Origin of the sequence: Frankia sp. CeD (genome assembly GCF_000732115.1) — a bacterium.
In the GTDB taxonomy this organism is placed as follows: Bacteria; Actinomycetota; Actinomycetes; order Frankiales; family Frankiaceae; genus Frankia; species Frankia casuarinae.
The window spans coordinates 36,521-60,135 of the sequence record NZ_JPGU01000013.1; the positions used below are offsets into that span (position 1 = coordinate 36,521).

Genomic DNA, 23,615 nt, shown 5'->3' on the forward strand with positions numbered 1-23,615 from the left:
GCCGGGGCGGGTGACGGCGCGCCGAGGCCCTGCGCCGTCGTGGGGGNGCCGGCGGCGGGGGAAGGGATCGCTTACTCCAAAGGATAAGGATGGGGTCCGGTTCGCCGGACCTTCATACAGCCTTCCGAGGCAGCGGAGTCACACCACCCAGGTCCGCGGGCAGGCGCAGGGGCTTCTCGACGCCCCCCACGGCCGCCGTGAGGACGGCGGGCGGCGGCCCGGCGGTCACCGGTTCCGCGGGGGCCGGGACGCTCACGGCAGAAGGCGGGACTCGGACCTGCGCGGCGGGGGACGCCCCGTCGCCCGGACGAACCGGCGCTGCCGCGGCGGCGGGCGACTGCACCGTGGGACGCGTCACTACGAGGCCGGGAGCGGAGCGGTTCAGGTACCGCCGGGCGCGCATCACGTCGACGAGCATCGCGGGGGTGTGCCGGGTCACCCGGAACGTGCCACCGGGTATCTCCGCCCATCGGACCGGGACCTCGGCGATCCGGTAGCCGATCGACCGGGCGATCGAGAGCACCTCCACGTCGAAGCCAAATCCGGAGGAGCGCGCAAGGCTGAACAGCAGCTTGGCCTCGGGGCCGCGGAAAGCCTTGAACCCGCATTGGGTGTCGGCGACGTCCAGGCTGGTCAGGGACNGGGTGATCTGGTTGAAGNCCCAGCTNCCGNCCCGCCGGCCACTGCTGCGGACCGCACCCGCCCCAACCCGGCGCGATCCGAGCGCCACTTCGGCGTGCTCCAGCGCGGCGAGGAGCAGAGGAAGATCATTGACGTCGGAGGCGCCGTCGGCGTCCAGGAAGGCGATCGACTCACCGTGCGCGGCCGACACCCCCATGCGGACCGCGGCGCCCTTGCCCGAGTTCCACGGCAGCCGCAGGACCCGACCACCGGGCAGATCCGCGAGCAACTCCTCGGCGATCGCAGCGGTGCCGTCCGTACTGCCGTCGTCAACCACAATCACCTCGGCACCGGGGATCCTGTGCATGACCGAGATCAGCGGGGGTAGCGAGCCGGGCAGGCGCATCGCCTCGTTGTAGGCGGGGATGACAACGCTCACAGGCACGCGGNCCAAGACTCACTCCTAGGCCGCGACGACGGAGCCGATGACTGAAGCCACCGAGGCGCAGCGGTTGGTGACGGCCGATCGAGATCAGCAAACAGTTTTAGGCGTTCTACNGAAACGCGGCAAAGTATGCATGCTAGAGTTTCCTTTTGTTTCATTTACTGGCAATGTGACACAATGGGCATCTCTTGAGTACAGGTGGACATCTATTGAGCGTACGTTGGACTATCAGACGTTCATCTGGCGATGTGTAGCATACGGATGAGGCAGAACAGCTCGGACAGGGGGTGGCCGATCCCCCGGAGCGCCTCGGATCATCCTGGATCGGACGGTCGGCCAGGTCGCGGTGCGGCGACCCGGCGCCCGCGGGCGTGCACGCTGCGGAGCAGAAAAACGCGGCAGGCGGGCCGGCGGGGGACCAACCGCCGACACCGGGTACGGATTTGCGAACCGTGGATCGGCGACGCCACGACGATTCCGGGGCCCGGCGTCGACCGGACCGGACCGGAAACGGTNGGGCTGTCGCTGTNGGGCGACCCGCCGGTAGCACCCGGGACGGTGAACTTCCGGAGACCTTCGGAAATGGAAGGATGGAGATCAACCTGTCGCGGGGGATAACCGCGCACCGGCGGATTTCCGACGTCCACCCGCGTCACGAGGCCTCCCCGAGCGGCCCGCTTCTGGGATGATCCACCAAGGGTTCCGGCCAGGGCGGATGGAGGAGCCATGCCACGACCCGAGCGCGCAGGTCGGGCCCGGTCGCATGCGGCCGGGGCGGGCGAGGCGGACGCGCAGCTGCGCGGTCTCATCGATGCGGGTCGCAGCAAGCTGCCCCCGAGAACGGCGATGCGGGCCCGCGACGCCGCCCGGCCCACCGACGCCGACCTCGCCGAGGCCGAGCGATCGGTGGTACTGCATCGCGGATCACGCCCCGCACCGGCGACCCCGTCGACCAGCCCCACCGACCCGGTCCGCCGCGGCGGCCCCAGCAGCGCCGGAGCCGGTCGTGCCGAAGCCAGCAGCGCCGGAGCCGAGAGCGCCACGACCGACCGCCGCGGCCGGGGTGCCCGCAGGACCCGCCGACGCTCCGACCGCGGATCCGCCGGACCGCATGAGAGCGGCCCTGCCGAGACCGGGTCCTCGAAGAACAGGTCTCAGGAAGCCGACGAGGCCGACCCGGGCACCGACGGTACGTCCCCGGTCCGCTCGTAGGCCGAGAGCATCCGAAGCCGCCGCACGTGTCGTTGCTCCCCGCTGAACGGCGTGGTGAGGAAGACCTCGGCGAACGTCAGGGCCGCCGTGACGGTGTACATGCGCGCGCCGAGGCTCAGCACGTTGGCATCGTTGTGCTGGCGGGCCAGCGTCGCCGTCTGCTCGCTCCATGCCAGGGCCGCGCGCACCCCGGCGACCTTGTTCGCCGCGATGGCCTCCCCGTTGCCCGATCCCCCGATGACGATGCCCATGCTGCCCGGTTCGACAGCGGTGGCGGCGGCGGCGGCGAGGACGAACGGAGGGTAGTCATCGTCGGGGTCGTACTCGACAGGACCATGGTCGACGGGCGCGTGGCCCAGCTCCACCAGACGCTCGGCGAGCGCCTCCTTCAGGTGGAAGCCCGCATGGTCAGATCCCAGATGGACACGCATGATGTGTCATCATGCCCGATCACGTGAGGATCGGGTCCTGGTCCCAGGTCCGTTTGAGCTCGTGGAAGCCGGGGGTAGCAGCGACGAGCAGAACTCCGTCCCAGAAGACCGCTTCGGTCGCGTCCGCGGGCAAGGGTACGGACGTGGGTGTGGGTGTGGGTGTGGGTGTGGGTACGAACGTGGCCGCGGGGGTGTCGAGAGTTTCGGCGCTCATGTGGTCTCCTCGGTCGACGGCACCGTTCGACCGGGATCAACCCGTCGGGGTGGTGGTCACTTCCCGCTCACGGCGAGATAACCGGCGACCCTGTTCACCATGGCAGCGAACGGAACGGCGGCGATGGCACCGGGGATGCCGGCCAACACGCCACCGGCCGACAGCGCGATGACAATCGCGAGCGGATGCAACCGCACCGCCCGCCGCATGACCAGCGGCTGCAACAGGTGCCCCTCGACCTGCTGCACGGCCAACACGACACCCAGAATGATCAACGCATCCGGCACGCCATTCGAGACCAGGGTCACCAGTACCGCCGCGGCGCCGGCCACCGTCGCCCCGACAATCGGGACGAACCCGCCGAAGAACGTCAGCAGGGCCAGCGGCGCGACGAGCGGGACACCCACGCCGACCAGGCCGATGGTGATACCGATCGCGTCGACCGCCGCGACAAAGACCGTCCCACGAATGTAGCCGGTCAACGTGTTCCACGCCTCCCGACCGGCGCCACGCACCCGCTCCTCCGCTCCGTCCGGGAAGCGGGTGACGATCCAGTTCCAGATACGATCCCCGTCGTACAGGAAGAAGAAGGTCGAGAACAGGGTGACGAGCAGGCCGGTGAGCACCTCGGCGGCCACCGAGGCGCCGGAGATCACCCCGGAGACCAGGCGCCCCCGGTTGTTCGCCAGGCTCTTGCGGATGTCGTCGACCAGATTGTCGANCTGGCTCTGTGACAGGTGGAGCGGACCGTTTCTCAGATAGCCGCGGATCTGCTCGACGCCCTCGCTGACCTGATCGCTGACCGTGGGGATCTCGTTCGCTGCGTTGAAGCCCACCGCCACCCCGGCACCCACGAACACCGCGAAGAACACGAACAACGCGGTGAAGGCAGCGCCCAGCCGGTTCATACCGAGCCGCTGCAGCCGGTGCGCGAGCGGATGGATGAGAGCGGCGATGAGCAGCCCGGCGATGAGCGGAATCACCACGATCCGGACCCGTCCCACGACCATCAGCAGGATGTAGATGGCCGCGCCCGTGACGATCAGACGCCACGACCAGCCCGCCGAGACCCGCAGCGCGACCGGGATGTGATAGTCGGCCCGCCGAGCCGGGGACTCCCCCCCGCCGGCGGCCCGCGGCCCGCCTGGTGGCTCGGATGCCGCCGCCTCGGGCATCGGCGCGGTGGGCATCGGCGCGGTGGGCATCGGCGCGGTGGACGACCCACCGCCGGCCGGAACGGCTGAGGCCCGGCGAGCCCGGTGAGGGCGCCCGGGGACGCGACCGAGCCCCGCCACCCGTCTCACCGGCGGCTCCCTTCCTGTCCTGCCCTCTTCCTGCCTTCCCGCGACCGCGCGGACATCCCGATCCTCCCGCAGGCTGGTNACGCGGAAGATGTCGCCATCGTGCCGCATCGGCGACCAGCGAGAGCGGGCACCCCGCGCCAATCACCACAATCCACCATCTCCGGCACCGGTACCACGGCCGACGGCCCGACCACCACGTCCCCGACCACCACGTCCCCCGGCGGCGACCGTTCCCCTCATCGGCGTGGGAGACTGGGAACACGGTGATGACCGTGTGCAGTCCTGCAAGTCCGTGCCGTCCGAAAGGAACCGGGTGCCCAACAACCTCNCCCGCGACGAGGCGCGCGAGCGCGCCCGCCTGCTCAACGTTGCCTCCTATGACGTCGAACTCGACCTGACGACCGGCCACGAGACCTTCCGCACGTCAACCGCGGTCATCTTCACCTGCGTCGAGCCTGGGGCGTCGACGTTCATCGAGCTCGCCGCCGCGAAGGTCGACGAGGTCGTTCTCAACGGAGCGCCGCTCGACCCCGCCGCGGTGTTCGACGGCGAGCGGATCCGGCTCGATAACCTCGCGGAGTCGAACCGGCTCACGGTGGTGGCGGACGGCGTCTACTCCCGCACCGGTGAGGGCCTGCACCGCTTCGTCGACCCGGTGGACGAGGCCGTTTACCTCTACACCCAGTTCGAGACGTACGACGCGCACCGGATGTACGCCTGCTTCGACCAGCCCGACCTCAAGGCGACGTTCACCCTCACGGTCACCGTCCCGGCGGACTGGAAGGCGATCTCCAACAGCGCGGTCGCCGCGGTGGCGGAGGCCGCGATCGGGGTGCGCACCATCCGCTTCCTGACCACCCCGGTGATGTCGACGTACATCACCGCGCTCGTCGCCGGCCCGTACCACGAGGTCCGCGACCACCACGACGGCATCGACCTGGGCCTCTACTGCCGCCGATCGCTGGCCGAGTTCCTCGACCCCGCCGAGCTCTTCGAGATCACCAAAGCCGGGTTCGACTTCTACCACCGGGTGTTCGACTACCGGTACCCGTTCGGCAAGTACGACCAGTTGTTCGTGCCCGAGTTCAACGCCGGGGCGATGGAGAACGCCGGCTGCGTGACCTTCCTGGAGGAGTATGTCTTCCGGGCGAAGGTGACCGAGGCCCGCCGCGAGCGGCGCGCCGAGACGATCCTGCACGAGATGGCGCACATGTGGTTCGGTGACCTGGTCACCATGCGCTGGTGGGACGACCTGTGGCTGAACGAGTCGTTCGCCACCTACATGTCGGTCCTCGCCCAGGTGAACGCGACCCGCTTCACCAACGGCTGGACGACCTTCGCCAACGCGGAGAAGGGCTGGGCCTACCGCCAGGACCAGCTCTCCTCCACGCACCCGATCGTCGCCGACGCCCCGGACATGGACGCGGTACGGACGAACTTCGACGGCATCACCTACGCCAAGGGCGCCTCGNTGCTCAAGCAGCTCGTGGCCTGGGTCGGCCAAGAGGAGTTCCTCGCCGGGCTGCGGGCGTACTTCCGCCGCTACGAGTACGCGAACACGTCGCTGCGCGACCTGCTCGACGAGTTGGAGAACGCCAGCGGGCGGAACCTTACCGCCTGGTCCGCGGACTGGCTGGAGACCACCGGCGCGAACACCCTGCGGCCGCGCTTCTTCACCGACTCCTCGGGCCTGTTCACCTCGTTCGACGTGGTGCAGGAGCCGGCGTCGGCGCCGCCGACCGCCTCGCGCACGCTGCGCCCGCACCGGCTCGCGATCGGCCTTTACGATCGGGACGCCACCGGCGCGCTGGTCCGGCGGGAACGGGTCGAGCTCGACGTGACGGGCAAGCTCACCGAGGTCGCCAAGCTCGTCGGTGCCCGCCAGCCGGATCTGATCCTGCTCAACGACGACGACCTCACGTACGCGAAGGTGCGCCTCGACGAGCGGTCGCTGGCCACGCTCGTCGAGGCGATCGGCGCCATCTCCCAGTCACTGCCCCGGACGCTGTGCTGGGCGGCGGCCTGGGACATGACCCGCGACGCCGAACTCGCCGCCCGGGACTACGTCCGGCTCGTGCTGTCCGGGGTGACCGCTGAGGACGACATCGGCGTGGTGCAGTCGCTGCTGGCCAAGGCGGACCTGACGATCGACACCTACGGCGACCCGGCAAACCGGAAGCCCGCGCTGCGCGCGCTGACGGAACGCGCCGAGGAGCTGGCGCGCGCCGCGGCCCCCGGCAGCGACCTGCAGCTCGTCTACACCACCTCCTTCGCCCAGGCCGAGGAGGCCGACCAGGTGGCGCGGATCCGGGCGCTGTTCGAGGGCACCGACGTCATCGAGGGGCTCGTGCTCGACACCGAGCTGCGCTGGACCCTGCTGACCCAACTCGTCGCCCGGGGCGTGTACGCCGACGCCGAGATCGACACGGAGCTCGCCCGCGACCGCACCGCCACCGGCGAGAAGCGAGCTGCGACCGCGCGGGCGGCACGGCCGACCGCGGCGGCGAAGGCCGCAGCCTGGTCGGCGGTCATGGACTCGGACACCCTGTCGAACCACTTGGCCGCCGCGACGATGGGCGGTTTCTGGATCTCCGACCAGCTCGAGCTGACCCGGCCCTACGTGGACCGTTTCTTCGACGAGATCGCTGGGATCTGGGAGACCCGCAGCTTCGACATGGCCTCCACCATCACCCAGATGCTGTTCCCGGCGTCGGTGATCGAACCGGAGACGGTGGCGAAGGTCGACGCCTACCTGGCCGAGCACAACCCGGTCCCGCCCCTGCGGCGGGCCCTGCTGGAAGGCCGCGACGGGCTCGTCCGGGCGCTGGCCGCACGCAAGAAGGACATCGAGGCGGCGGCGTAGCGTACCCGCATCAGGCCGGTCGGAGCCGGCCGGGCCGGGAGGAGCCGGCCGGGCCGGCTCCTCCGGGATCAGCGGGGTCAGGGCGTCGGGCTGACCGCCAACGAAGGCTGCGTCGGGGGGAGGGTCCCGGCGGCTGCGCCGCCCGCGCCACCTGCCGCGTCCGCGAGCTGGCGGATGCCGGTGATCAGGCCGCCGACCAGATCGCCCAGCGCGAAGCTGGAGGCCATCGTCAACGCGGCGAGCCCGGTGGCCGAGTCGCTGATCCGCTTCCTGGCGGCCGGGGTCGTGGCGATCCGTACGAACCGCTGCCCGGGCGAGACGAGGATCAGCACGGCGGCATCCCGCCCCGCGTCGTTGACGAGGTTCGCGAGGATCCGCTCGGCGGCGAGCCGGACGTCGCCGCGCACCGCGCCGATCCGGATGCTGACGTGGATGCCGGTACGCGTCTCGGCAAGCTCCCGGGCCCGGTTCAGCCGGTCGAGCTGCTCGTGGGTGAACGGCTCACCAGTTGCCACTGGCACCACCCGCGCCGGGAAGGGCGGTCTTCGTCTGCTCGCCCTCGATCTCCTCCGGCTTGGAGCCGATCCAGATCTCGTCGTGCTCCCAGGGCTGCCCCGGGCGGTAGCGCACCGGCCCGCTCTTGCGGCTCGACCACGCGGCCAGCAGGATCGCGATGACGAACCCACCGACGATGGTGCCGCCGTAGATCGCCCATGACTGCACGGCCGTGAGCGGATCGGGGTTGTAGGGGGTTCCGATCTCCCCGGCCGAGGCGCTCACCGCGAACACCGGCACCGCGAACAGCGCGAGGCCGACAACGGTGAGAACCCGGCGCGGCGCGATCCTGGATCGCGACCCCGGCGCGGGGTGTGCCCCCGGCCACGGGCGGGAGGTGCCGGCGAACGGCAGCCATCGGGTCTGGCGCGGTCGACGTCGAGTCACGCAGCGAAGATTACCGGGAAATGGGGTTACGGTCCTCGTCTGGGGATGCCGCACCGGTGGACGACACGCCCCGGACCTGGGCAACCCGGACCTGGGCGAGGAACTCGCCAAGCCGGCGCACGTCCGGATCGGTCAGCAGACGTTCCACCGTAACCGGCCGACCGGCGGAGTCGGTCACCGGGAGCCGCCAGTTCGGATAGGCGTCGGTCGTGCCCGGCAGGTTCGGCTGATGCCGGTCGCCCAGCGCGTCACCCGGCGACCCGAGCACGATGCGGCACGAAGACCGCACCAGCAGCCGGTGCAGCGCGAAAACGATCTCCTGCCGAACGGCGGGGTCGAACTCCGGCCGGCCGCGCCCGCCGGGGTTCCCCCGTCCGCCGAGGCCCGCCGCCGCGCCCGCCGGATCCACCAGCCCCTCGGATCGCACCAGCTCGACCAACGCGTCCCGCTCGGCTCGCCAGCCGGCCGCCTCGGCCTCCTCCGAACGCCCGAGCAGCCCCAACCGGGCGCGGGTGCGCACGTGCTCGCCCTCGAGGTAGCCGGCGGCGGTGGGCAGGTCGTGCGTGGTGAGGCTGGCCATCGTCGCCGCCCGGTACGCCGTCGGCGGCAACGGGCGGCCCTCGGCGTCCTGCTCGAACCACAGCACCGTCGAACCCAGCACGTTCATGCGGGCGAGCGTCGTCGCCACCGATGCCTCGACGGTACCCAGATCCTCCCCGACGACGACGGCGCCGGCACGGGCGGCCTCCAACGCGAGCAGGCCGAGCATCGCCTCGGCGTCGTAACGCACGTATGTCCCGTGAGCGGCGCCCGCCCCAGCCGGAATCCACCACAGCCGGAACAGGCCGAGGATGTGGTCGACCCGCAGCCCGCCGCCGCGGCGCAGCACCGAGGCGACCATCTGACGCAACGGCGCGTACCCGGCCTCGGCCAGGGCGTCCGGCCGCCACGGCGGCAGCCCCCAGTCCTGGCCCTGCTGGTTGAAGGTGTCCGGTGGGGCCCCCACGCTCGCGCCGACGGCGAGAACGTCCTGCAGCGCCCAGGCGTCCGCACCGCCCGGATCGACGCCGACGGCCAGGTCGTGCACGATCCCGGCGGCCATCCCGGCGGCCCGGGCGGCGGCCTGCGCCGCGGCGAGCTGCTGGTCGCAGCGCTGCTGGAGCCACACGTGGAAGGCGACACGGTCGGCCAGCTGCGCCCTCGCCTCGGCGACGGCGGGCGCGCCCGGATGAGCGAGACGCGCCGGCCAGGTCCGCCAGTCCGGGCCGTACCGCTCGGCGAGCGCGCTCCAGGTCGCGAAATCGATCAGGTCGGACCCGGCCGGCTCGGCGGCGGGCTCGGAAGCGGCGGACCCGGCGGATGCCACCTGCTCGCCGCCACGCCGGAAGACCTCGAAGAGCAGTTCCAGCGCGGCCAGCTTCGCCCGCCACACCGCGTCCCGATCGAGCAGACCGTCCCGCCGCCCGTCGCGACGGGCGCCGCGGGCGAGCTTGTCAACGGCAGCCCGGGTGGCGGGATCGGCCCGGGCGTACTCGGGCGTCCGCTCCGGTCGCAGGTAGAGCGGGGAGACGAAACGGCGGCTTGCGGGCGAGTAGGGGGACGCCGCGACGGGCAGGGTCGGCGCACCCGCATGCAGCGGATTCACCAGCAGCACGTCGGCACCCGCCCGGCCCGACCAGTCGGCGAGCGTCGCGAGATCGCCATAGTCCCCCATCCCCCAGGACGACGTCGAGGTGAGCGCGTAGAGCTGGATCATCCAGCCCCAGGCGCGGGCCGGCGGGGCGAGGGCGGCGGGGCCGGGCACCGCGGCCGGCACGGCAACGACCTGGCAGCGATGCCGCTCGGTTCCGGCGTCGATGTGCAGCACGTGGTCCCCCAAGGGCAGACCCGCCGGGAGCCCTATCGGCCGGGCGACCCAGGGCACGCCGTCGAGCACCCGCTCGGCCAGGGGGGCGCCAGGGGGATCGAGGACGATTCGGCCGCCGGTGCCGAGCTCCAGCTCAGCGTGTGGAATGATCTCCACGGGCGTGTGAACGACCACCGGGCGCGGTGCTGCGGCGACGACGACGGCGCAGGCCGGCACCCGGCGTCGCCAAGGCCGCTCCAGCGCCGCCGCGAGCGCTGCGGCGGGATCCGTCGGATCGACCCCCGCCAGCCGCAGGACGGCCCGGACGGTGTCCGGCGCGACCTGTACCGGGACACCGTCGGCCCCGAGGTAGGACGTCGCCACGCCGGACACTGCGGCGAGTTCGGCGAGGACCGGGTCGATGGTGGGGTCCACCACCGGCGTCCCAGCGGGCTGCGGTCCCGCCGGGGCGGTGGGACCGGCGGGGGACGCGGAGGACGCAGACGCGGATGCGGTGGGCACGGCGGGGCAGTCGGAAGTCACGGCCTGGGATTCTCGCCCGCGCGGTCCGGAGGCGAAGCAGCGCCGTCCGGCGGGTTCGGCGCCGGACCCGGTGTGGTGGCCGGGCCCAGCGGACCGGGGTCGTCAACGACCGGCAGCCGCATCCGCAGCAACGCCCCGCCACTCGGGGAACTCTCCGCGGTGACGGTACCCCGGTGGGTGTGCACGGCATCCGCGACGATCGCGAGGCCGAGCCCGGATCCGGGCAGGCCCCGCGCGGAGGTGGCCCGGTAGAAGCGGTCGAACACCTGCACGCGGTCCTCCGGCGCGATGCCCGGTCCGTCATCCGCGACGGTTACCTCGCCGTCCCGGGAGCCGACCCGGACGACGGAGGCGGGCGGCGAGAACTTCACGGCGTTGTCGAGCAGGTTGGTGATCGCCCGTTCGAGCATGTTCGCCCGCCCGTCGACCGTCGAGGGAGTCGCGTCGAGCTCGATGCTGATGCTCTTGCCGGTGGCGCGGCGCCGGGCCCGTTCGGCCGCGGCTCGCACGATCTCCGCGAGATCGAGCCGTTCCACCTCCTCGGTGGGCGCCTCGTCCCGGGCGAGCTCAACCAGTTCGCTGACGAGGCCGGACAGTTCGCGCATCTGCGCGTCCACGTCGCGTAGCAGTGCCTCATGGTCGGCCGCGGGCAGCGCGCGATGCGGGTTCGCCTCGGCGCGCAGCAACAGTTCGATGTTCGTACGCAGGCTCGTCAACGGGGTGCGCAGCTCGTGGCTGGCATCGTCGACGAGCTGGCGCTGGCGGGCCCGAGATGCCTCCAGCGCGCGCAGCATGCTGTTGAGGCTCTCCGCCAGCCGGGTGATCTCGTCGGATCCGGTCACCGGGATGAGCGCCGACAAATTCTGGGTACGAGCGACCTCCTCGGCGGCCGCGGCCGCGGCGTCAACGGGTTTGAGCGCGGCACGTGCCACGATCTGTCCGGCGAGCACCGAGCCGACCACCCCGACGATCCCGACGACAAGCAGCACCAGCGCGAGGTCGCGCAGGGTCCGGTCGACGTCGGTGGTCGGCCGGGCGAGCTGCAATGCACCGCCGGACGCGGGACGTTGCAGCGGAACCGTGACAAGCCGGTAGGACTGCCCGTCAACGGCGATCGTGCGCAGGTTCTGGGCCCGCTCCCGCCGGGCCACCTCGGCGTCGGCGGAGTCGACCGGGATCCGCACGCTGTTCCAGGACGAGACGGCGTTCTCCAGCGGATTGCCGGCGGCGTCGAGGAACTGGCCCTCCAGCCCGAAGCTGAACGCCTGCAGTTCCAGCCCCAGCGGGCTGGTCTGGATGGTGCGCGCCGACGCCTCAGCCTGCTCTACGAGCTGGTCGTCGATGGCCTGGTTCAGCACGATGCTGGTCGCCCCCAGCGACACCCCGGCGACGACCGTCACGGCGGCAGCCACCGCCATCCCGACGAGCAGGGCGAGCCGGGCCCGCAACGTCAGCTGACCGAGCGGGGAGGAAAACCGGATCCTGGGGTGACGTCCCGGGTGGACCCGCCGCGCGAACCCGTCCAACCGGCCGGCGCGCCCGTTCACCGCCGCATGCCCCGCTACCGGCTGCCCCACCGCCGGACGACCCGCTACCGGCTGCCCCACCGCCGCATGCCCCGCTGCCGGCTGCGGCCACCACGGCGAGGGCGCGGCCCCCTGGTCGGGGGCACTGCTCACGCCCGGTCCCCCGACGGCTCACGCAGCACGTAGCCAACTCCGCGCACGGTGTGCAACAGCCTGGGCTCGCCGTTCGCCTCGAGCTTGCGGCGCAGGTAGCTCACGAAGACCTCCAGCGAGTTCGACGTCGGGCCGAAGTCATACCCCCAAACCCGCTCCATGATCATGGAGCGGGAGAGCACCTGACGCGGATGAGCGAGAAACAACTCCAGCAGCTCGAACTCGGTCTTGGTCAGAATCAGCNCCCGATCNCCGCGGGTCNCCTGGCGGCTGACCTGATCCAGACAGNCCCCGCCGTAGCGAAGCGTCGAGTCGGGGATCCCTCTGGACCCGGCCGCCCGCACCCGCGCGGCCAACGCCGCCCGGCGGATCAGTGCCCGCAACCGGGCGAACAGCTCCTCCAGGGCGAACGGTTTGACCAGGTAGTCGTCGGCACCGACGTCCAAGCCGCTGACCCGGTCGGCCAAGCCGTCCCGAGCGGTCAGCATGAGCACCGGGACGTCGTCGCCCTGGGCCCGCAGCCGACGGCAGGTCTCCAGCCCGTCCACCCGGGGCATCATCACGTCCAGCACGACGATGTCCGGCCGCTCGCGGCCGATGACATCGAGCGCGTCCGCCCCGTCCACCGCCGTGGCCACCTCGTACCCCTCGAACCGCAGTGAGCGTTCCAGGGACTCCCGGACAGCCGCGTCGTCGTCCACCACCAGTACCCGCACGCCCCCAGTCTGCCTTCACCCGACGCGGTGATGGTGCTGCGCGGGGCCGGTCTCAGGAAGACGTACCGCGATCCTCAGGACGGTTTCAGCCACCGCAAGCCCGGACAGACCGACCGGCACGCCCAAGCCGACCAGATCAACCCCTCAGGTGCGACGGGCCGGGGGCGGGCGGGTCGATCCGTGCCCGCGGCAGATCCGTCCCCTGAGCGTCCGCGTCNCCCCCGCCGACCCCGGCATCCGGATCCGCGTCGTCCTCCTCACGGCTCCCGGCGGTCTCCTCGTCGTCGTCGACCATGGTCACCTCACTGCGTTGCACGGAACCGAGCTCGATGCCAGCCGCGCCAAGCGAGGTCCGGACCCGCTCACGCAGCTCACGCGCGACCTCCCACTGCTTGAGCGGCTGGGTCTTGATGGCGACACGCAGGGTGTAACCGTCCGAGGTCATGGTCTCCATGCCCCAGACCTCGGGCTCGGCGAGGATGAGGCTGCTCCACTTCGCGTCCGCCCAGAGCTCGTTCGCCGTCCGGGCCAGCACCCGTTTGGCGGTGGCGACCTCGGTGTCGTAGTCGAGCGGAACGTCGAGCACGGTCCGTGCCCATTGCTGGCTCTTGTTACCGACCCTGGTGATCTCGCCGTTCCGGACGTACCAGACGGTGCCCTCGACGTCGCGCAGTCTGGTCGTCCGGAGACTGACCGCCTCCACGGCGCCGGAGACCGGACCGAGATCGATCACGTCTCCCACCCCGTACTGGTCCTCCAGCAGCATGAACATCCCCGACAGGAAGTCCCGGACGAGGTTCTGCGCACCGAAACCGACCGCGACTCCCAGCACACCGGCGCTGGCGACGATGGGGGCGAGATTGATGCCCAGCTCACCCAGGATGCTGAGGAATGCCAGGCCGAAGATGAAGATGGACGTCACGCTGCGCAGCAGCGAACCGACCGTCGCCGCACGCTGACGGCGCCTTTCCATCAGCACTGCCGGGTCGCCGAACGCGCCCAGCAGAGAGCCGGCCCGGGAACTCCGGAACAACCCGCCCCAACTGCCGGAACCAGTCCGTTCGGTGGCGTGTCCGATGTCGGTGGTGCGCCGGATGAAGCGGTGCAGCAGCGCCCGCACCACGAACGCGATCACTAAAATGAGCGCGATGCGGATCGGGGTACCGAGGAACACCTCAGCCCCGGAGGCGAGATAGTTACTGTGGGTCGTGTTGTAGACGGTGCGACACAGCAGCCCCGGATCGGTCCCGCAGGCGTCCCGCAGCGCGGTCGCGACGCCCTCCAGGGACACCAGCGGGTCGGAGGTCACCGACGGGCTCGGCGAGGGCAGCGGGGTGGGCGTCGTCAGCCCGGACGTCGGGCCCGGCGATCCGGTGGGTGACGGCGAGGCGGACAGCAGCATTCCCAGCGACGGGATGAGAGGCTGAGCCAGCAGGGACGGGGCGGGCGTCACGGCGTCGATCATCCTTCCGGTAGANTGCGATCATTCGGAGTTCCCCGAGCCGGCCGAGGTCACCGGCCCTCCCGCGCTCGCGGCGGCCGGGGCGGCGGCCGCAGGTCAGTCTCACCCATGCCGGTGGCCCGGCGGTGGGGGCCCCGATCCGGTCGACGGACGGCCACGCTCCGGCCCAACCACTCTCCAACCCAACCCGGCCAGGTCTCCCACTACACTCAAAAAAGCACTTTCCGTATTGATATGGTCACAGAATGGTCGCCCACATGTGACAAAGGCCACGAGATATGTGCAGCGCCACGGCACGAAAGGCGATGACCATGCAAACAGGCTCGCGTTCTGCCGCGGAAGAAGGTTGACTATCCATTGTCACCGGAGACGCTGGGCAGAACGGCCCGCAAAGGGCCCTCGGTGGGCAGGAGGTCGGCGCGTGGCAGAGGCGCTGGTTCTCAATGCCACGTACGAGCCTCTGTGCGTGGTGTCGCAAAGGCGCGCGCTGGTGCTGGTCCTGACCGACAAGGCCGTCATGGTCGAATCGGCCGGGCAGGTTCTTCGGTCCGCGACGGCATCCATCGATGTCCCGATCGTGGTCCGGTTAGCGCGTTTCGTCCGGGTGCCGTACCGCTCGCAGGTCCCGCTAACCCGTAAGGGTGTGCTGGCCCGCGACCATCATCGCTGCGTGTACTGCAATGCTCCGGCAACATCACTGGATCATGTCATTCCACGCTCCCGTGGGGGCCCGCATGCGTGGGAGAACGTCGTGGCGGCCTGTGGCCGCTGCAACCATCTGAAAGCCGACCGGGCCGTCGCTGATCTCGGCTGGCGGCNCCNCNCGGCGCCACGGGCGCCGAGCGGAGCCGCTTGGCGCATTCTGGGCTCCCGTCGGATGGATCCACGCTGGTCGGCCTACCTGAGTACCGACGTGACCGAGGCCGCCTCGGCCTGACGGCGCCCGCCCGGGGCGTCCCTGCCCGCCCGGGGCGTTCCCCGCCTGTTCGAGGCGTTCCCCGGCACGGCGACGGCGGATCGGCCGGGTGCCAGGGTACGGCGGGGNCTACCNGGGCAGGNAANCAGCGTGCGCATCCTCGTCACCGGGGCGACCGGGTACATCGGCGGCCGGCTGGCTCCCCGCCTGCTCGACCGTGGCCACCACGTCCGGGTCATGACCCGGGATCCCGTCCGGCTGCGGGACATCCCGTGGGCCGTCCGGGCGGAGGTCGTCCGCGCCGACGCCCGGGATCCGGAGTCGTTGCGGTCCGCACTCGACGGGATCGAGGTCGCCTACTACCTCATCCACTCGATCGACAGTGGTGGTGACTTCTCCGCGGTCGACCGGCGGGCGGCGAACGCCTTCGCCGCCGCGGCCCGGGCGGCCGATGTCCGCAGGATCGTCTACCTCGGCGGGCTGGGCCCGGCGACGACGGGTGGCACGTCCGCCCATCTGAGCTCCCGCCAGGAGGTCGGGAGGATCCTGCTCGGCTCGGGGGTTCCGACGATCGTGCTGCGTGCGGCGGTCGTCATCGGCAGCGGCAGCGCCTCGTTCGAGATGCTGCGCTACCTGACGGAGCGCCTGCCGGTGATGCTGACGCCGCGCTGGGTGCGGACCAGGATCCAGCCAATCGCCGTCCGGGACGTGCTGCACTATCTGATCGGCGCTCTGGACGTCCCCGACGACGTCGAGGGCACCTTCGACGTGGGCGGCCCGGACATCCTGACCTATGCGGAGATGATGCAGCGCTTCGCCGCCATCGAGGGGCTGCGGCGCCGGATCATCGTCCCGGTTCCGATCCTGTCCCCCGAACTGTCCTCGCTGTGGGTCGGGCTCGTCACCCCGGTGCCGGGCGGCATCGCGAGGCCGCTCATCCGTTCCTTGCGCAACGAGGTGGTGGTCCACGACCACCAGGTCGCCCGCTGGATCCCCGATCCTGCCGAGGGACTGCTGCCCTTCGACGCCGCGGTGGCCCTCGCGCTGGCCCGGGTGCGGGCGCGTTCGGTGAAGACCCGATGGTCGACGGCGGTGTGGCCGGGTTCGGGAGGCGCATCGGACGACGGGGACGGCGCNGGTGCCACGCACCCCCCGAACGAGCCCCTGCCGACCGACCCGCAGTGGGCCGGGGGATCCCTCTACGTCGACGAGCGCAGCATGGCCGTGGCGGCGCCGCCGGCCTGTCTGTGGCACGTCATCGAGGGCATCGGGGGCGACAACGGCTGGTACTCGTGGCCCCTGGCCTGGTCCGCCCGCGGCTGGCTGGACACCGCCCTCGGTGGCGTCGGTCTGCGCCGGGGTCGGCGTGATCCGCAGCGGGTGCACGTCGGGGAGGCGCTGGACTTCTGGCGGGTCGAGGAGATCGAACCGGGCCACCTGCTCCGGCTGCGTGCCGAGATGAAGCTGCCTGGCGAGGCATGGCTGGAACTACGCTCGATGGTGGACTCCGAGGGCACCACGACCTACTCGCAGCGCGCGAGTTTCCTGCCCCGCGGACTTCCCGGGCAGCTCTACTGGTGGTCGGTCAGCCCGTTCCACGCGGCCGTCTTCGGTGGAATGCTGCGCAACATCGTGCGCAAGGCCGAGGACGAATGGGCCGCCCGCGCCGTCGCCACCGCCTGATCACGCGGCCTTGGCCCGGCTCGTCAGGTGGCCCGGCCCGTCAGGTGGCCCGGCCCCGGATGCTATCCCCAGCACCGGCCCTGGATCGGCGGGNCGAGAGGAGGNTTCCGGGNCGGGNCCGCCGAGGGNGACGGATCGGGTCCAACGATCGGTCTCGTCGGGCCGGCAGCACCCGGCTCCTGGTCGGGTATCTCGATGTCGAACCAGACACGCTTGCCCCCGGGGGTCATCTCCACGCCCCAGGCCAGCGCCAGCGCCTCGACCAGCAGCAGGCCCCACCCCGACTCGGGCTCGGGTTTGTTCTCCGCGGCCGCGCCGGGCCGGGGCAGACGCGCGCCTTCCCGGTCCTCGACACTGATCCGCAGCCGACCGGGTTCCATCGACGCCCGCAGTACCAGATCACTGCGGGCGTGCAGCACCGCGTTCGTCACCACCTCGCTGACCAGCAGCGTCGCGTCCTCGACGGAGGTGATCCCGCATTCGGCGAGGACCGAACGCATCGCTGTCCGGGCCTCGCCTGCCGACGCGGCCACCGCGGGCAACGCGAGTTCGAGCAATGGCGGGTTCACGGCCTGCGTGGTGAGCACCACCATGGCGNNGTCGTCGTCGGTCCGGGCCGGGAGATCGGCGGCGATCAGGCACCGTTCGAGCAGCGTGCGGGCGGTCTCCTCGACGGGGCCCTCGCCGGGGCCGTTGACGGTGTCCGGACCGAACCAGCTACGCGCCGCGAAGTTCACCCTGCGCGCCCGGCGCCGCCGGTCCGCCCAGGAGCGGCGTTCCGGCACCCCGGGGGGTGGGCCGAGCGACGGGCCGGGGGCCCGCCGATCCGTCCCCGCCTTCCCGGTCCGTTCCGCCTTCTCGGTCCGTTCCGCCTTCTCGGTCCGTTCCGCCTTCTCGGTCCGTTCCGCGCTCATGCCCTCGCCCTCGCCTCCGGCCGCCACGTCGGCACCCGCTGCGACTTCGACCGCCTCGAGGCCTACCGCGGCAGCCCGGGCCCGCTGTGTGGTAAGACCGCGTCGAAGATTGTCCAGGCCGTCCACGAGCGGTCGGCGTCGCGACTCCACCAGGCCGTCGGTGAACATCACCAACGCCGATCCGGGTGGAAGCGCGACGGTCGTCTCGCTGAACATCGCCCCCTCGCAGACTCCCAGCGGGAGCCCGGGGTCGAGCACCAGATAGTCGGGGTCCTCGTCGGGAAGGATCACCAACGGCGCGAGATGGCCGGCACTCGCGATCGTCGCCCGGCCGGTGTTCCGGTCATAGACGGCGTACATACAGGTCGCGAGCTGGAGACCGGGCAGCAGGCCGACGACCCGGTCGAGCCGGGTCAGCACCTCGACGGGGCTCCAATCCTCCAGGGCGTAGGCGCGCAGCGCCGCCCGCAGCTGGCCCATCACCGCCGCGGCATGCAGGCCGCGGCCCATCACGTCACCGATGGCCACCCCGACCCGTCCCCCGGCGAGCGGTATGACATCGTAGAGATCGCCTCCCACCTCCGTGCCTGCCGTCCCCGGCCGGTACTCCATCGCGATCTCGACCCCGTCGAGTGCGGGGGGATGCGCCGGCAGGAGCGACCGTTGCAGGGTCAGCGCGGACTCCTGTGCCTCGCGGAAGCGTTGTGCGTTCTCCAGCGCGACGGCCCCCCGCCGGGCGAAGTCCTCCAGCAGGTTCACCTCCGCTCCGGAGTAGAAGCCGGTGCTGCGCCCGACGGTGATCGCGCCGAGGATCCGGCCGTGCGCCGGCAACGGGACGGTGACGGTTGGACCGCTCTGGATCCGGCGGAACTGCTGGTAGGCGAGCTCGTACGGGAACAGCGGCACCGGGCGCAGCTCGTCGAAGTCCGGCAGACAGTACGTCTGGCCCTCACGCATGACGACGCCCGGCGGGAATTCGTCCGCGAGCTGGGGCGGCCGCGTGGCGACAATCGCCCGCATAATCTTGCCGACTTTCGGGTCGTGGAAGACCGAGGCACCGAGCCTGACCTGGTCACCCTCGCGCAGCCACACCAGGGCGCCCGTGCCGAGGCGGGGCACGGCGAGTCCGGCGATCAGATCGACGACCCGATCGGGGTCGAGGGAGGTGCCGAGGACGAGACCGGCATCGGCCAGGAAGGACGGATCGGAGCCGCCCGATCCGTCGTCATGGNCNCCCCGAGCACCGTGACACAGCGCGCGGACGGCCTCCCGCGCGGCCCGCAGACCTGCGGACGCCGACCGCCGCACCTGATCGGACCTCCGCGACTCACTGACGAACCCTGATATACCGGGCGNTTGGGGCGAACTCCCGGTGGATGGTTCCGACGTCACGGGCACACCATCACATCCCCGACCGAATCCGATTCCCGGTACCGCTCCGTAACAGCCAGTCACCCGGTCCATCTGCGGAAGTCTAGTTCGGATATCGGATATCACGCATCGGGGGAACGTCGACCCGAGCCGCAACCAGCACCCCATCGCCCTACCTTCGCCCCCACCGACCGAGTTTGATGCTGGACAGGCATCGCCCGACCGAGGAACACGCGCTCCGCCGCGCCGTCCCGACGCGGCGGAGCGGTCCCTGGATAGGCGCACAACAGGGAGCATCTGTCCTAAAAGGACCAGAAAAGCCAGAAGGAGCCAGATGAGGACACATCATTCTGTTGAGGGCCACTCCACAAAGGCACCCTCATCTACCAAGAGAGATAAAATATCTTATTTCTGCCCTCGATCTAGTGTCCAGCGCGGCCACCGAAGCGACGCGGGCGAGGGCAATGAGAACACCGAGGGGAACGAGGGCGCCGAGGCCAGCAAGGACAACAGCGCGGGAGCCGGCGACGCCGGGGAACTGGATCGCCCGAATGGCGCCGACGGCCGGGGGCGGTCGCCCGGCCAGGACGGGACGTGGTGGCGCCGGGCCGTCCTGTACGAGGTGTACCTTCGCAGTTTCGCCGATTCCGATGGCGACGGGATCGGCGATCTGGAGGGGCTACGGCGGCATCTGCCCGTGCTGGCGGAACTCGGCGTCGACGCGATCTGGATCACGCCCTTCTACTCGTCCCCCATGGCCGATCACGGGTACGACGTCGCCGACCATCGCGGCGTGGATCCGCTCTTCGGTGACCTCGCGGACCTCGACGCCGTGCTCGCCGACGCCGCCGAGACCGGGCTCGCCGTGCTGATCGATCTCGTGCCGAACCACTCGAGCTCGGCGCATCCGGCGTTCCAGGCGGCGCTCGCGTCCGCGCCGGGCAGTCCCGAGCGGGGGCTCTACATCTTCCGCGACGGCCGAGGCCCCGGCGGCGAGCAGCCTCCGAACAACTGGGAATCGGTGTTCGGTGGATCGGCCTGGACGCGGGTGGCGGACGGCCAGTGGTACCTGCACCTGTTCGACGCCGAGCAGCCCGACTGGAACTGGGATCATCCCGCCGTCCGCGCGGACCATGCCGCGACGCTGCGGTTCTGGCTCGATCGAGGGGTCGACGGGTTCCGGATCGACGTGACCCACGGGCTGGTGAAGGACACCGAGCTACGGGACAACCCGCCCGGCGCCCGGTTGGCTCCGGACAGCGGGTTCCGCGAGGAGCACGAGCCCCGGGTCTGGGACCAGGACGGGGTGCACGAGATCTACCGCGAGTGGCGCGCGATCACCGACGAGTACACCGCCCGCGACGGGCGTCCCAGGGTCCTGATCGGGGAGACCTGGGTGCGCGACCCGGCCCGGCTCGCCCGCTACGTGCGACCGGACGAGCTGCACCTGACGTTCTCGTTCTCCCTGCTGAGCATCCCCTGGTCGGCGGCGGCCTGGCGGGCCGCCATCGACGCCGAACGCGCCGCGCTGACGGCGGTCGGCGCGCCGGGCACCTGGGTGCTCGCCAACCACGACGTGGTGCGGCCGGCGACCCGTTACGGCGGCGGTCCCACGGGGACCCGCCGCGCGCGCGCCGCTCTGCTCACGCTGCTCGCGCTGCCCGGCACCGCGGTGCTGTACCAGGGCGACGAGCTGGCGCTGCCGCAGGCCGAGGTGCCGCCTGCCGCCCGTCGCGACCCGATCTGGACGCGGTCCGGGGGGACGTCGCCGGGCCGGGACGGCGCCCGGATCCCCCTGCCGTGGTCGGGGGACGCGCCCCCCTACGGATTCACCTCGGCCGGCGCCGACCCGTGGTTGCCGCAACCCGCCGACTGGGCGGACCTCGCGGTCCTCGCGCAGGCGGCCGACCCGATGTCGACCTGGCTGCTTGTGCGCAGCGCGCTCGCCCTGCGCCGCGCCCTCCCCCACCTGCGTGGCGACGACCTGCGCTGGCGGAACGACTCCCCGGCCGGATGCCTGGCCTTCGACCGCCCCGCGCCGGCAGGCTCGTCGGTGCCCCCGACCCCGCCCACCTCGGTGGGGTCGGCCAGTATGACATGCGTGACGACGACCGAGGGGGAGGCGACGATTCCGCTGCCCGGACGGCTGGTGCTCGCCAGCGGACCGGTGGGGTACGACGGCGCGACCCTGACGCTGCCCCCCGACACGACGGCGTGGATCGCACCCCGCGACGGCTGAGAACACCCGTCGCCCGGATCGGACCGCACCGTCGTGCCGCAGAATGGACGGGTGAACCAGTCTCCTCCGCGCACTCTCCCGATCAGCTCCTTCTACGACGCCGCCGGCGGCGAACCGACGTTCCGGAAGCTGGTCGCCCGGTTCTACCAGGGTGTGGCGAACGATCCGGTACTGCGCCCGCTCTACCCGGAAGAGGATCTGACCGGCGCTGAGGAGCGCCTGCGCATGTTCCTCATCCAGTACTGGGGTGGCCCGACCGACTACCAGGAGCAGCGCGGGCATCCTCGGCTACGGAGGCGGCACGCCCCGTTCGCGATCGGCCCGACGCAGCGGGACGCCTGGCTGAAGATCATGCGGGCCGCGGTCGACTCCCTGGACCTGCCGCCCGATCTCGACAGGCAGCTCTGGGACTATCTGTCGATGGCGGCGAATTCGCTGCAGAACCGACCCGACTGACCGCTCGGTGCCCGCGGGCACCGGCCGGCCCGGGTGCGCCCTCAGTCCCGGGTGAGCTTGCGGTGGGTGACGCGGTGCGGGCGGGCCGCCTCCTGCCCGAGACGGTCGATCTTGTTGGTCTCGTAGTCGGCGAAGTTCCCCTCGAACCAGAACCAGCGCGCCGGGTCCTCGTCGGTTCCTTCCCAGGCCAGGATGTGGGTGGCGACCCGGTCGAGGAACCAGCGGTCGTGGGAGATGACCACGGCGCAGCCGGCGAACTCCAGCAGCGCGTCCTCCAGGGAGCGCAGCGTCTCCACGTCGAGGTCGTTGGTGGGCTCGTCGAGAAGCAGGACGTTGCCGCCACGCTTGAGGGTGAGCGCGAGGTTCAGCCGGTTACGCTCCCCACCGGACAGCACACCGACGGGCTTCTGCTGGTCCGGCCCCTTGAACCCGAATGACGACACGTACGCCCGGCTCGGGAAGTCGACCTTGCCGACGACGATGTGGTCGAGGCCGTCGGAGACGACCTGCCAGACGTTCTTCTTCGGGTCCAGGCCCGAGCGGGTCTGGTCGACATAGGCGATGTCGACGGTGTCGCCGATGACGAGCTCTCCGGCGTCCGGCGCCTCCTGGCCGGTCAACATCTTGAACAGGGTCGTCTTACCGATGCCGTTGGGGCCGATCACGCCGATGATGCCGCCGCGCGGCAGGGTGAACGACAGGTTGTCGATGAGAAGNCGGTCATCGAAGCCCTTGGTGAGCCCCTTGGCCTCGATGACCTGGTTGCCGAGCCGGGGGCCGGGCGGGATCTGGATGTCCTCGAAGTCGCGCGGGCGCGCCCGGTCCGCCTCGGCGGCCAGCTCCTCGTAGCGGGCGAGACGCGACTTGCTCTTGGTCTGGCGGGCCTTCGGGTTGGACCGGACCCACTCGAGTTCCTGGGCGAGCACCCGGCGCCGCTTGGCGTCCTTCTGGCCTTCGACCTTCAGCCGGGCCGCCTTGTTCTCCAGGTAGGTGGTGTAGTTGCCCTCGTAGGGCAAGGCACGGCCCCGGTCGAGCTCGAGGATCCAGCCGGCGACGTTGTCCAGGAAGTACCGGTCGTGGGTGACGGCCAGCACGGCGCCCGCATAGCGGGCGAGGTGCTGCTCCAGCCAGGCGACGCTCTCGGCGTCGAGGTGGTTGGTCGGCTCGTCGAGCAGGAGTAGGTCGGGAGCCTCAAGCAGGAGCTTGCACAGCGCGACCCGGCGGCGCTCACCGCCGGAGAGCAGGGTGACGTCGGCATCGCCGGGCGGCAGCCGCAGCGCGTCCATGGCCTGGTCGAGCTGGCTGTCGAGCTCCCAGGCGTTCGCGGCCTCGATCTTGTCGATAAGCTCGGCCTGCTCGGCGAGGAGGGAGTCGAAGTCCGCGTCGGGCGCGGACATCTTCTCGTTGATCTCCTCGTAGCGGGCGAGCACCCGGCGGATCTCGCGCACGCCGTCCTCGACGTTGCCGCGGACGTCCTTGGTCTCGTCCAGCGGGGGTTCCTGGGCGAGCATGCCGACCGTGTAGCCGGGGCTCAGGGTCGCCTCGCCGTTACTCGGCTGATCGAGGCCGGCCATGATCTTGAGCAGGGACGACTTCCCCGCGCCGTTCGGGCCGACTACCCCGATCTTGGCTCCGGGGAGGAACGACAGGGTCACATCATCGAGGATGACCTTGTCGCCATGGGCCTTGCGCGCTTTGCGCATCTGGAAGACGTACTGCGCCATGCCATCAACCCTAGGGCATCGCGCCCGCGTTCCT

The 23,615-nt window shown here is 71.1% G+C and carries 18 protein-coding genes; 6 read left to right on the plus strand and 12 right to left on the minus strand.

Features of this window, described 5'->3' with window-relative positions; genetic code table 11:
* Positions 1 to 112: 112 nt before the first annotated feature.
* On the minus strand, positions 113 to 1,066 hold the full coding sequence (locus CED_RS09960) for a dolichyl-phosphate beta-glucosyltransferase (RefSeq protein ID WP_235187008.1): 954 nt from the start codon (positions 1,064 to 1,066) through the stop codon (positions 113 to 115).
* 726 nt (positions 1,067 to 1,792) lie between these two features.
* On the opposite strand from CED_RS09960, the gene CED_RS09965 reads away from it, so the two are divergent.
* On the plus strand, positions 1,793 to 2,278 hold the full coding sequence (locus CED_RS09965) for a hypothetical protein (protein ID WP_023840457.1): 486 nt from the start codon (positions 1,793 to 1,795) through the stop codon (positions 2,276 to 2,278).
* On the opposite strand, the gene CED_RS09970 is transcribed toward CED_RS09965, so the two are convergent.
* From CED_RS09970 to CED_RS09980, 3 genes are read right to left on the minus strand one after another with little or no spacing between them, the layout of a single operon-like run.
* Entirely contained in the window at positions 2,221 to 2,709 is a 489-nt protein-coding gene (locus CED_RS09970) for a ribose-5-phosphate isomerase (RefSeq protein WP_011435608.1), read from the minus strand. The genes CED_RS09965 and CED_RS09970 overlap by 58 nt on opposite strands.
* Positions 2,710 to 2,728: 19 nt before the next feature.
* Positions 2,729 to 2,923 (minus strand): hypothetical protein, encoded by a 195-nt coding sequence (locus CED_RS25240; protein WP_035910073.1) that lies wholly within the window; start codon positions 2,921 to 2,923, stop codon positions 2,729 to 2,731.
* A gap of 56 nt (positions 2,924 to 2,979) precedes the next feature.
* On the minus strand, positions 2,980 to 4,227 hold the full coding sequence (locus CED_RS09980) for an AI-2E family transporter (protein ID WP_035910121.1): 1,248 nt from the start codon (positions 4,225 to 4,227) through the stop codon (positions 2,980 to 2,982).
* Between the two features lie 313 nt (positions 4,228 to 4,540).
* On the opposite strand from CED_RS09980, the gene pepN reads away from it, so the two are divergent.
* The gene (gene pepN, locus CED_RS09985) at positions 4,541 to 7,090 is read left to right on the plus strand and encodes an aminopeptidase N (protein ID WP_035910124.1); all 2,550 of its coding nucleotides are present in this window, start codon (positions 4,541 to 4,543) and stop codon (positions 7,088 to 7,090) included.
* A 77-nt stretch (positions 7,091 to 7,167) separates the two neighbouring features.
* Here pepN and CED_RS09990 read toward each other — a convergent pair whose 3' ends face one another.
* The 6 genes from CED_RS09990 to CED_RS10015 all read right to left on the minus strand — a co-directional run bounded on the left by CED_RS09990 (position 7,168) and on the right by CED_RS10015 (position 14,281).
* Positions 7,168 to 7,605: a DUF5130 family protein gene (locus CED_RS09990; protein ID WP_011435605.1), complete on the minus strand. Its 438-nt coding sequence runs from the start codon at positions 7,603 to 7,605 to the stop codon at positions 7,168 to 7,170.
* Positions 7,592 to 8,032, minus strand: a complete 441-nt coding sequence (locus CED_RS09995; RefSeq protein WP_232234886.1) for a hypothetical protein — start codon at positions 8,030 to 8,032, stop codon at positions 7,592 to 7,594. Before CED_RS09995 ends, CED_RS09990 begins: the two co-directional genes overlap by 14 nt.
* A 10-nt stretch (positions 8,033 to 8,042) precedes the next feature.
* Positions 8,043 to 10,316 carry a 4-alpha-glucanotransferase gene (gene malQ, locus CED_RS10000; protein ID WP_011435603.1) on the minus strand — a complete coding sequence of 758 codons (2,274 nt, stop codon included), beginning with the start codon at positions 10,314 to 10,316 and terminating at the stop codon, positions 8,043 to 8,045.
* Positions 10,317 to 10,417: 101 nt separating this feature from the next.
* Positions 10,418 to 12,100: a HAMP domain-containing sensor histidine kinase gene (locus CED_RS10005; protein WP_023840452.1), complete on the minus strand. Its 1,683-nt coding sequence runs from the start codon at positions 12,098 to 12,100 to the stop codon at positions 10,418 to 10,420.
* The gene (locus CED_RS10010) at positions 12,097 to 12,816 is read right to left on the minus strand and encodes a response regulator transcription factor (RefSeq protein WP_035730008.1); all 720 of its coding nucleotides are present in this window, start codon (positions 12,814 to 12,816) and stop codon (positions 12,097 to 12,099) included. Before CED_RS10010 ends, CED_RS10005 begins: the two co-directional genes overlap by 4 nt.
* A gap of 136 nt (positions 12,817 to 12,952) precedes the next feature.
* Complete coding sequence (locus tag CED_RS10015) at positions 12,953 to 14,281, minus strand: mechanosensitive ion channel family protein (RefSeq protein ID WP_011435600.1); 1,329 nt, start codon at positions 14,279 to 14,281, stop codon at positions 12,953 to 12,955.
* A 418-nt stretch (positions 14,282 to 14,699) separates the two neighbouring features.
* Between CED_RS10015 and CED_RS10020 the strand changes: the two genes are divergently transcribed.
* The gene (locus tag CED_RS10020) at positions 14,700 to 15,215 is read left to right on the plus strand and encodes an HNH endonuclease (protein WP_035910077.1); all 516 of its coding nucleotides are present in this window, start codon (positions 14,700 to 14,702) and stop codon (positions 15,213 to 15,215) included.
* A 129-nt stretch (positions 15,216 to 15,344) separates the two neighbouring features.
* Positions 15,345 to 16,877, plus strand: a complete 1,533-nt coding sequence (locus CED_RS10025; RefSeq protein ID WP_011435598.1) for an SDR family oxidoreductase — start codon at positions 15,345 to 15,347, stop codon at positions 16,875 to 16,877.
* Positions 16,878 to 16,939: 62 nt separating this feature from the next.
* On the opposite strand, the gene CED_RS10030 is transcribed toward CED_RS10025, so the two are convergent.
* Entirely contained in the window at positions 16,940 to 19,099 is a 2,160-nt protein-coding gene (locus CED_RS10030; protein ID WP_035910081.1) for a SpoIIE family protein phosphatase, read from the minus strand.
* A 397-nt stretch (positions 19,100 to 19,496) separates the two neighbouring features.
* Between CED_RS10030 and CED_RS10035 the strand changes: the two genes are divergently transcribed.
* Positions 19,497 to 21,401 (plus strand): glycoside hydrolase family 13 protein, encoded by a 1,905-nt coding sequence (locus CED_RS10035; RefSeq protein WP_011435596.1) that lies wholly within the window; start codon positions 19,497 to 19,499, stop codon positions 21,399 to 21,401.
* 33 nt (positions 21,402 to 21,434) lie between these two features.
* The gene (locus CED_RS10040; RefSeq protein ID WP_011435595.1) at positions 21,435 to 21,857 is read left to right on the plus strand and encodes a globin; all 423 of its coding nucleotides are present in this window, start codon (positions 21,435 to 21,437) and stop codon (positions 21,855 to 21,857) included.
* Between the two features lie 41 nt (positions 21,858 to 21,898).
* On the opposite strand, the gene ettA is transcribed toward CED_RS10040, so the two are convergent.
* Positions 21,899 to 23,581 (minus strand): energy-dependent translational throttle protein EttA, encoded by a 1,683-nt coding sequence (ettA, locus tag CED_RS10045; protein WP_011435594.1) that lies wholly within the window; start codon positions 23,579 to 23,581, stop codon positions 21,899 to 21,901.
* Between the last annotated feature and the right edge of the window lie 34 nt (positions 23,582 to 23,615).

Bases quoted from the DNA above. Each gene is read 5' to 3' on its own strand.
- CED_RS10035 (WP_011435596.1), top strand. From the start codon at position 19,497: ATGAGGACACATCATTCTGTTGAGGGCCACTCCACAAAGGCACCCTCA.
- CED_RS25240 (WP_035910073.1), bottom strand. From the start codon at position 2,923: ATGAGCGCCGAAACTCTCGACACCCCCGCGGCCACGTTCGTACCCACA.
- CED_RS09965 (WP_023840457.1), top strand. From the start codon at position 1,793: ATGCCACGACCCGAGCGCGCAGGTCGGGCCCGGTCGCATGCGGCCGGG.
- CED_RS09970 (WP_011435608.1), bottom strand. From the start codon at position 2,709: ATGCGTGTCCATCTGGGATCTGACCATGCGGGCTTCCACCTGAAGGAG.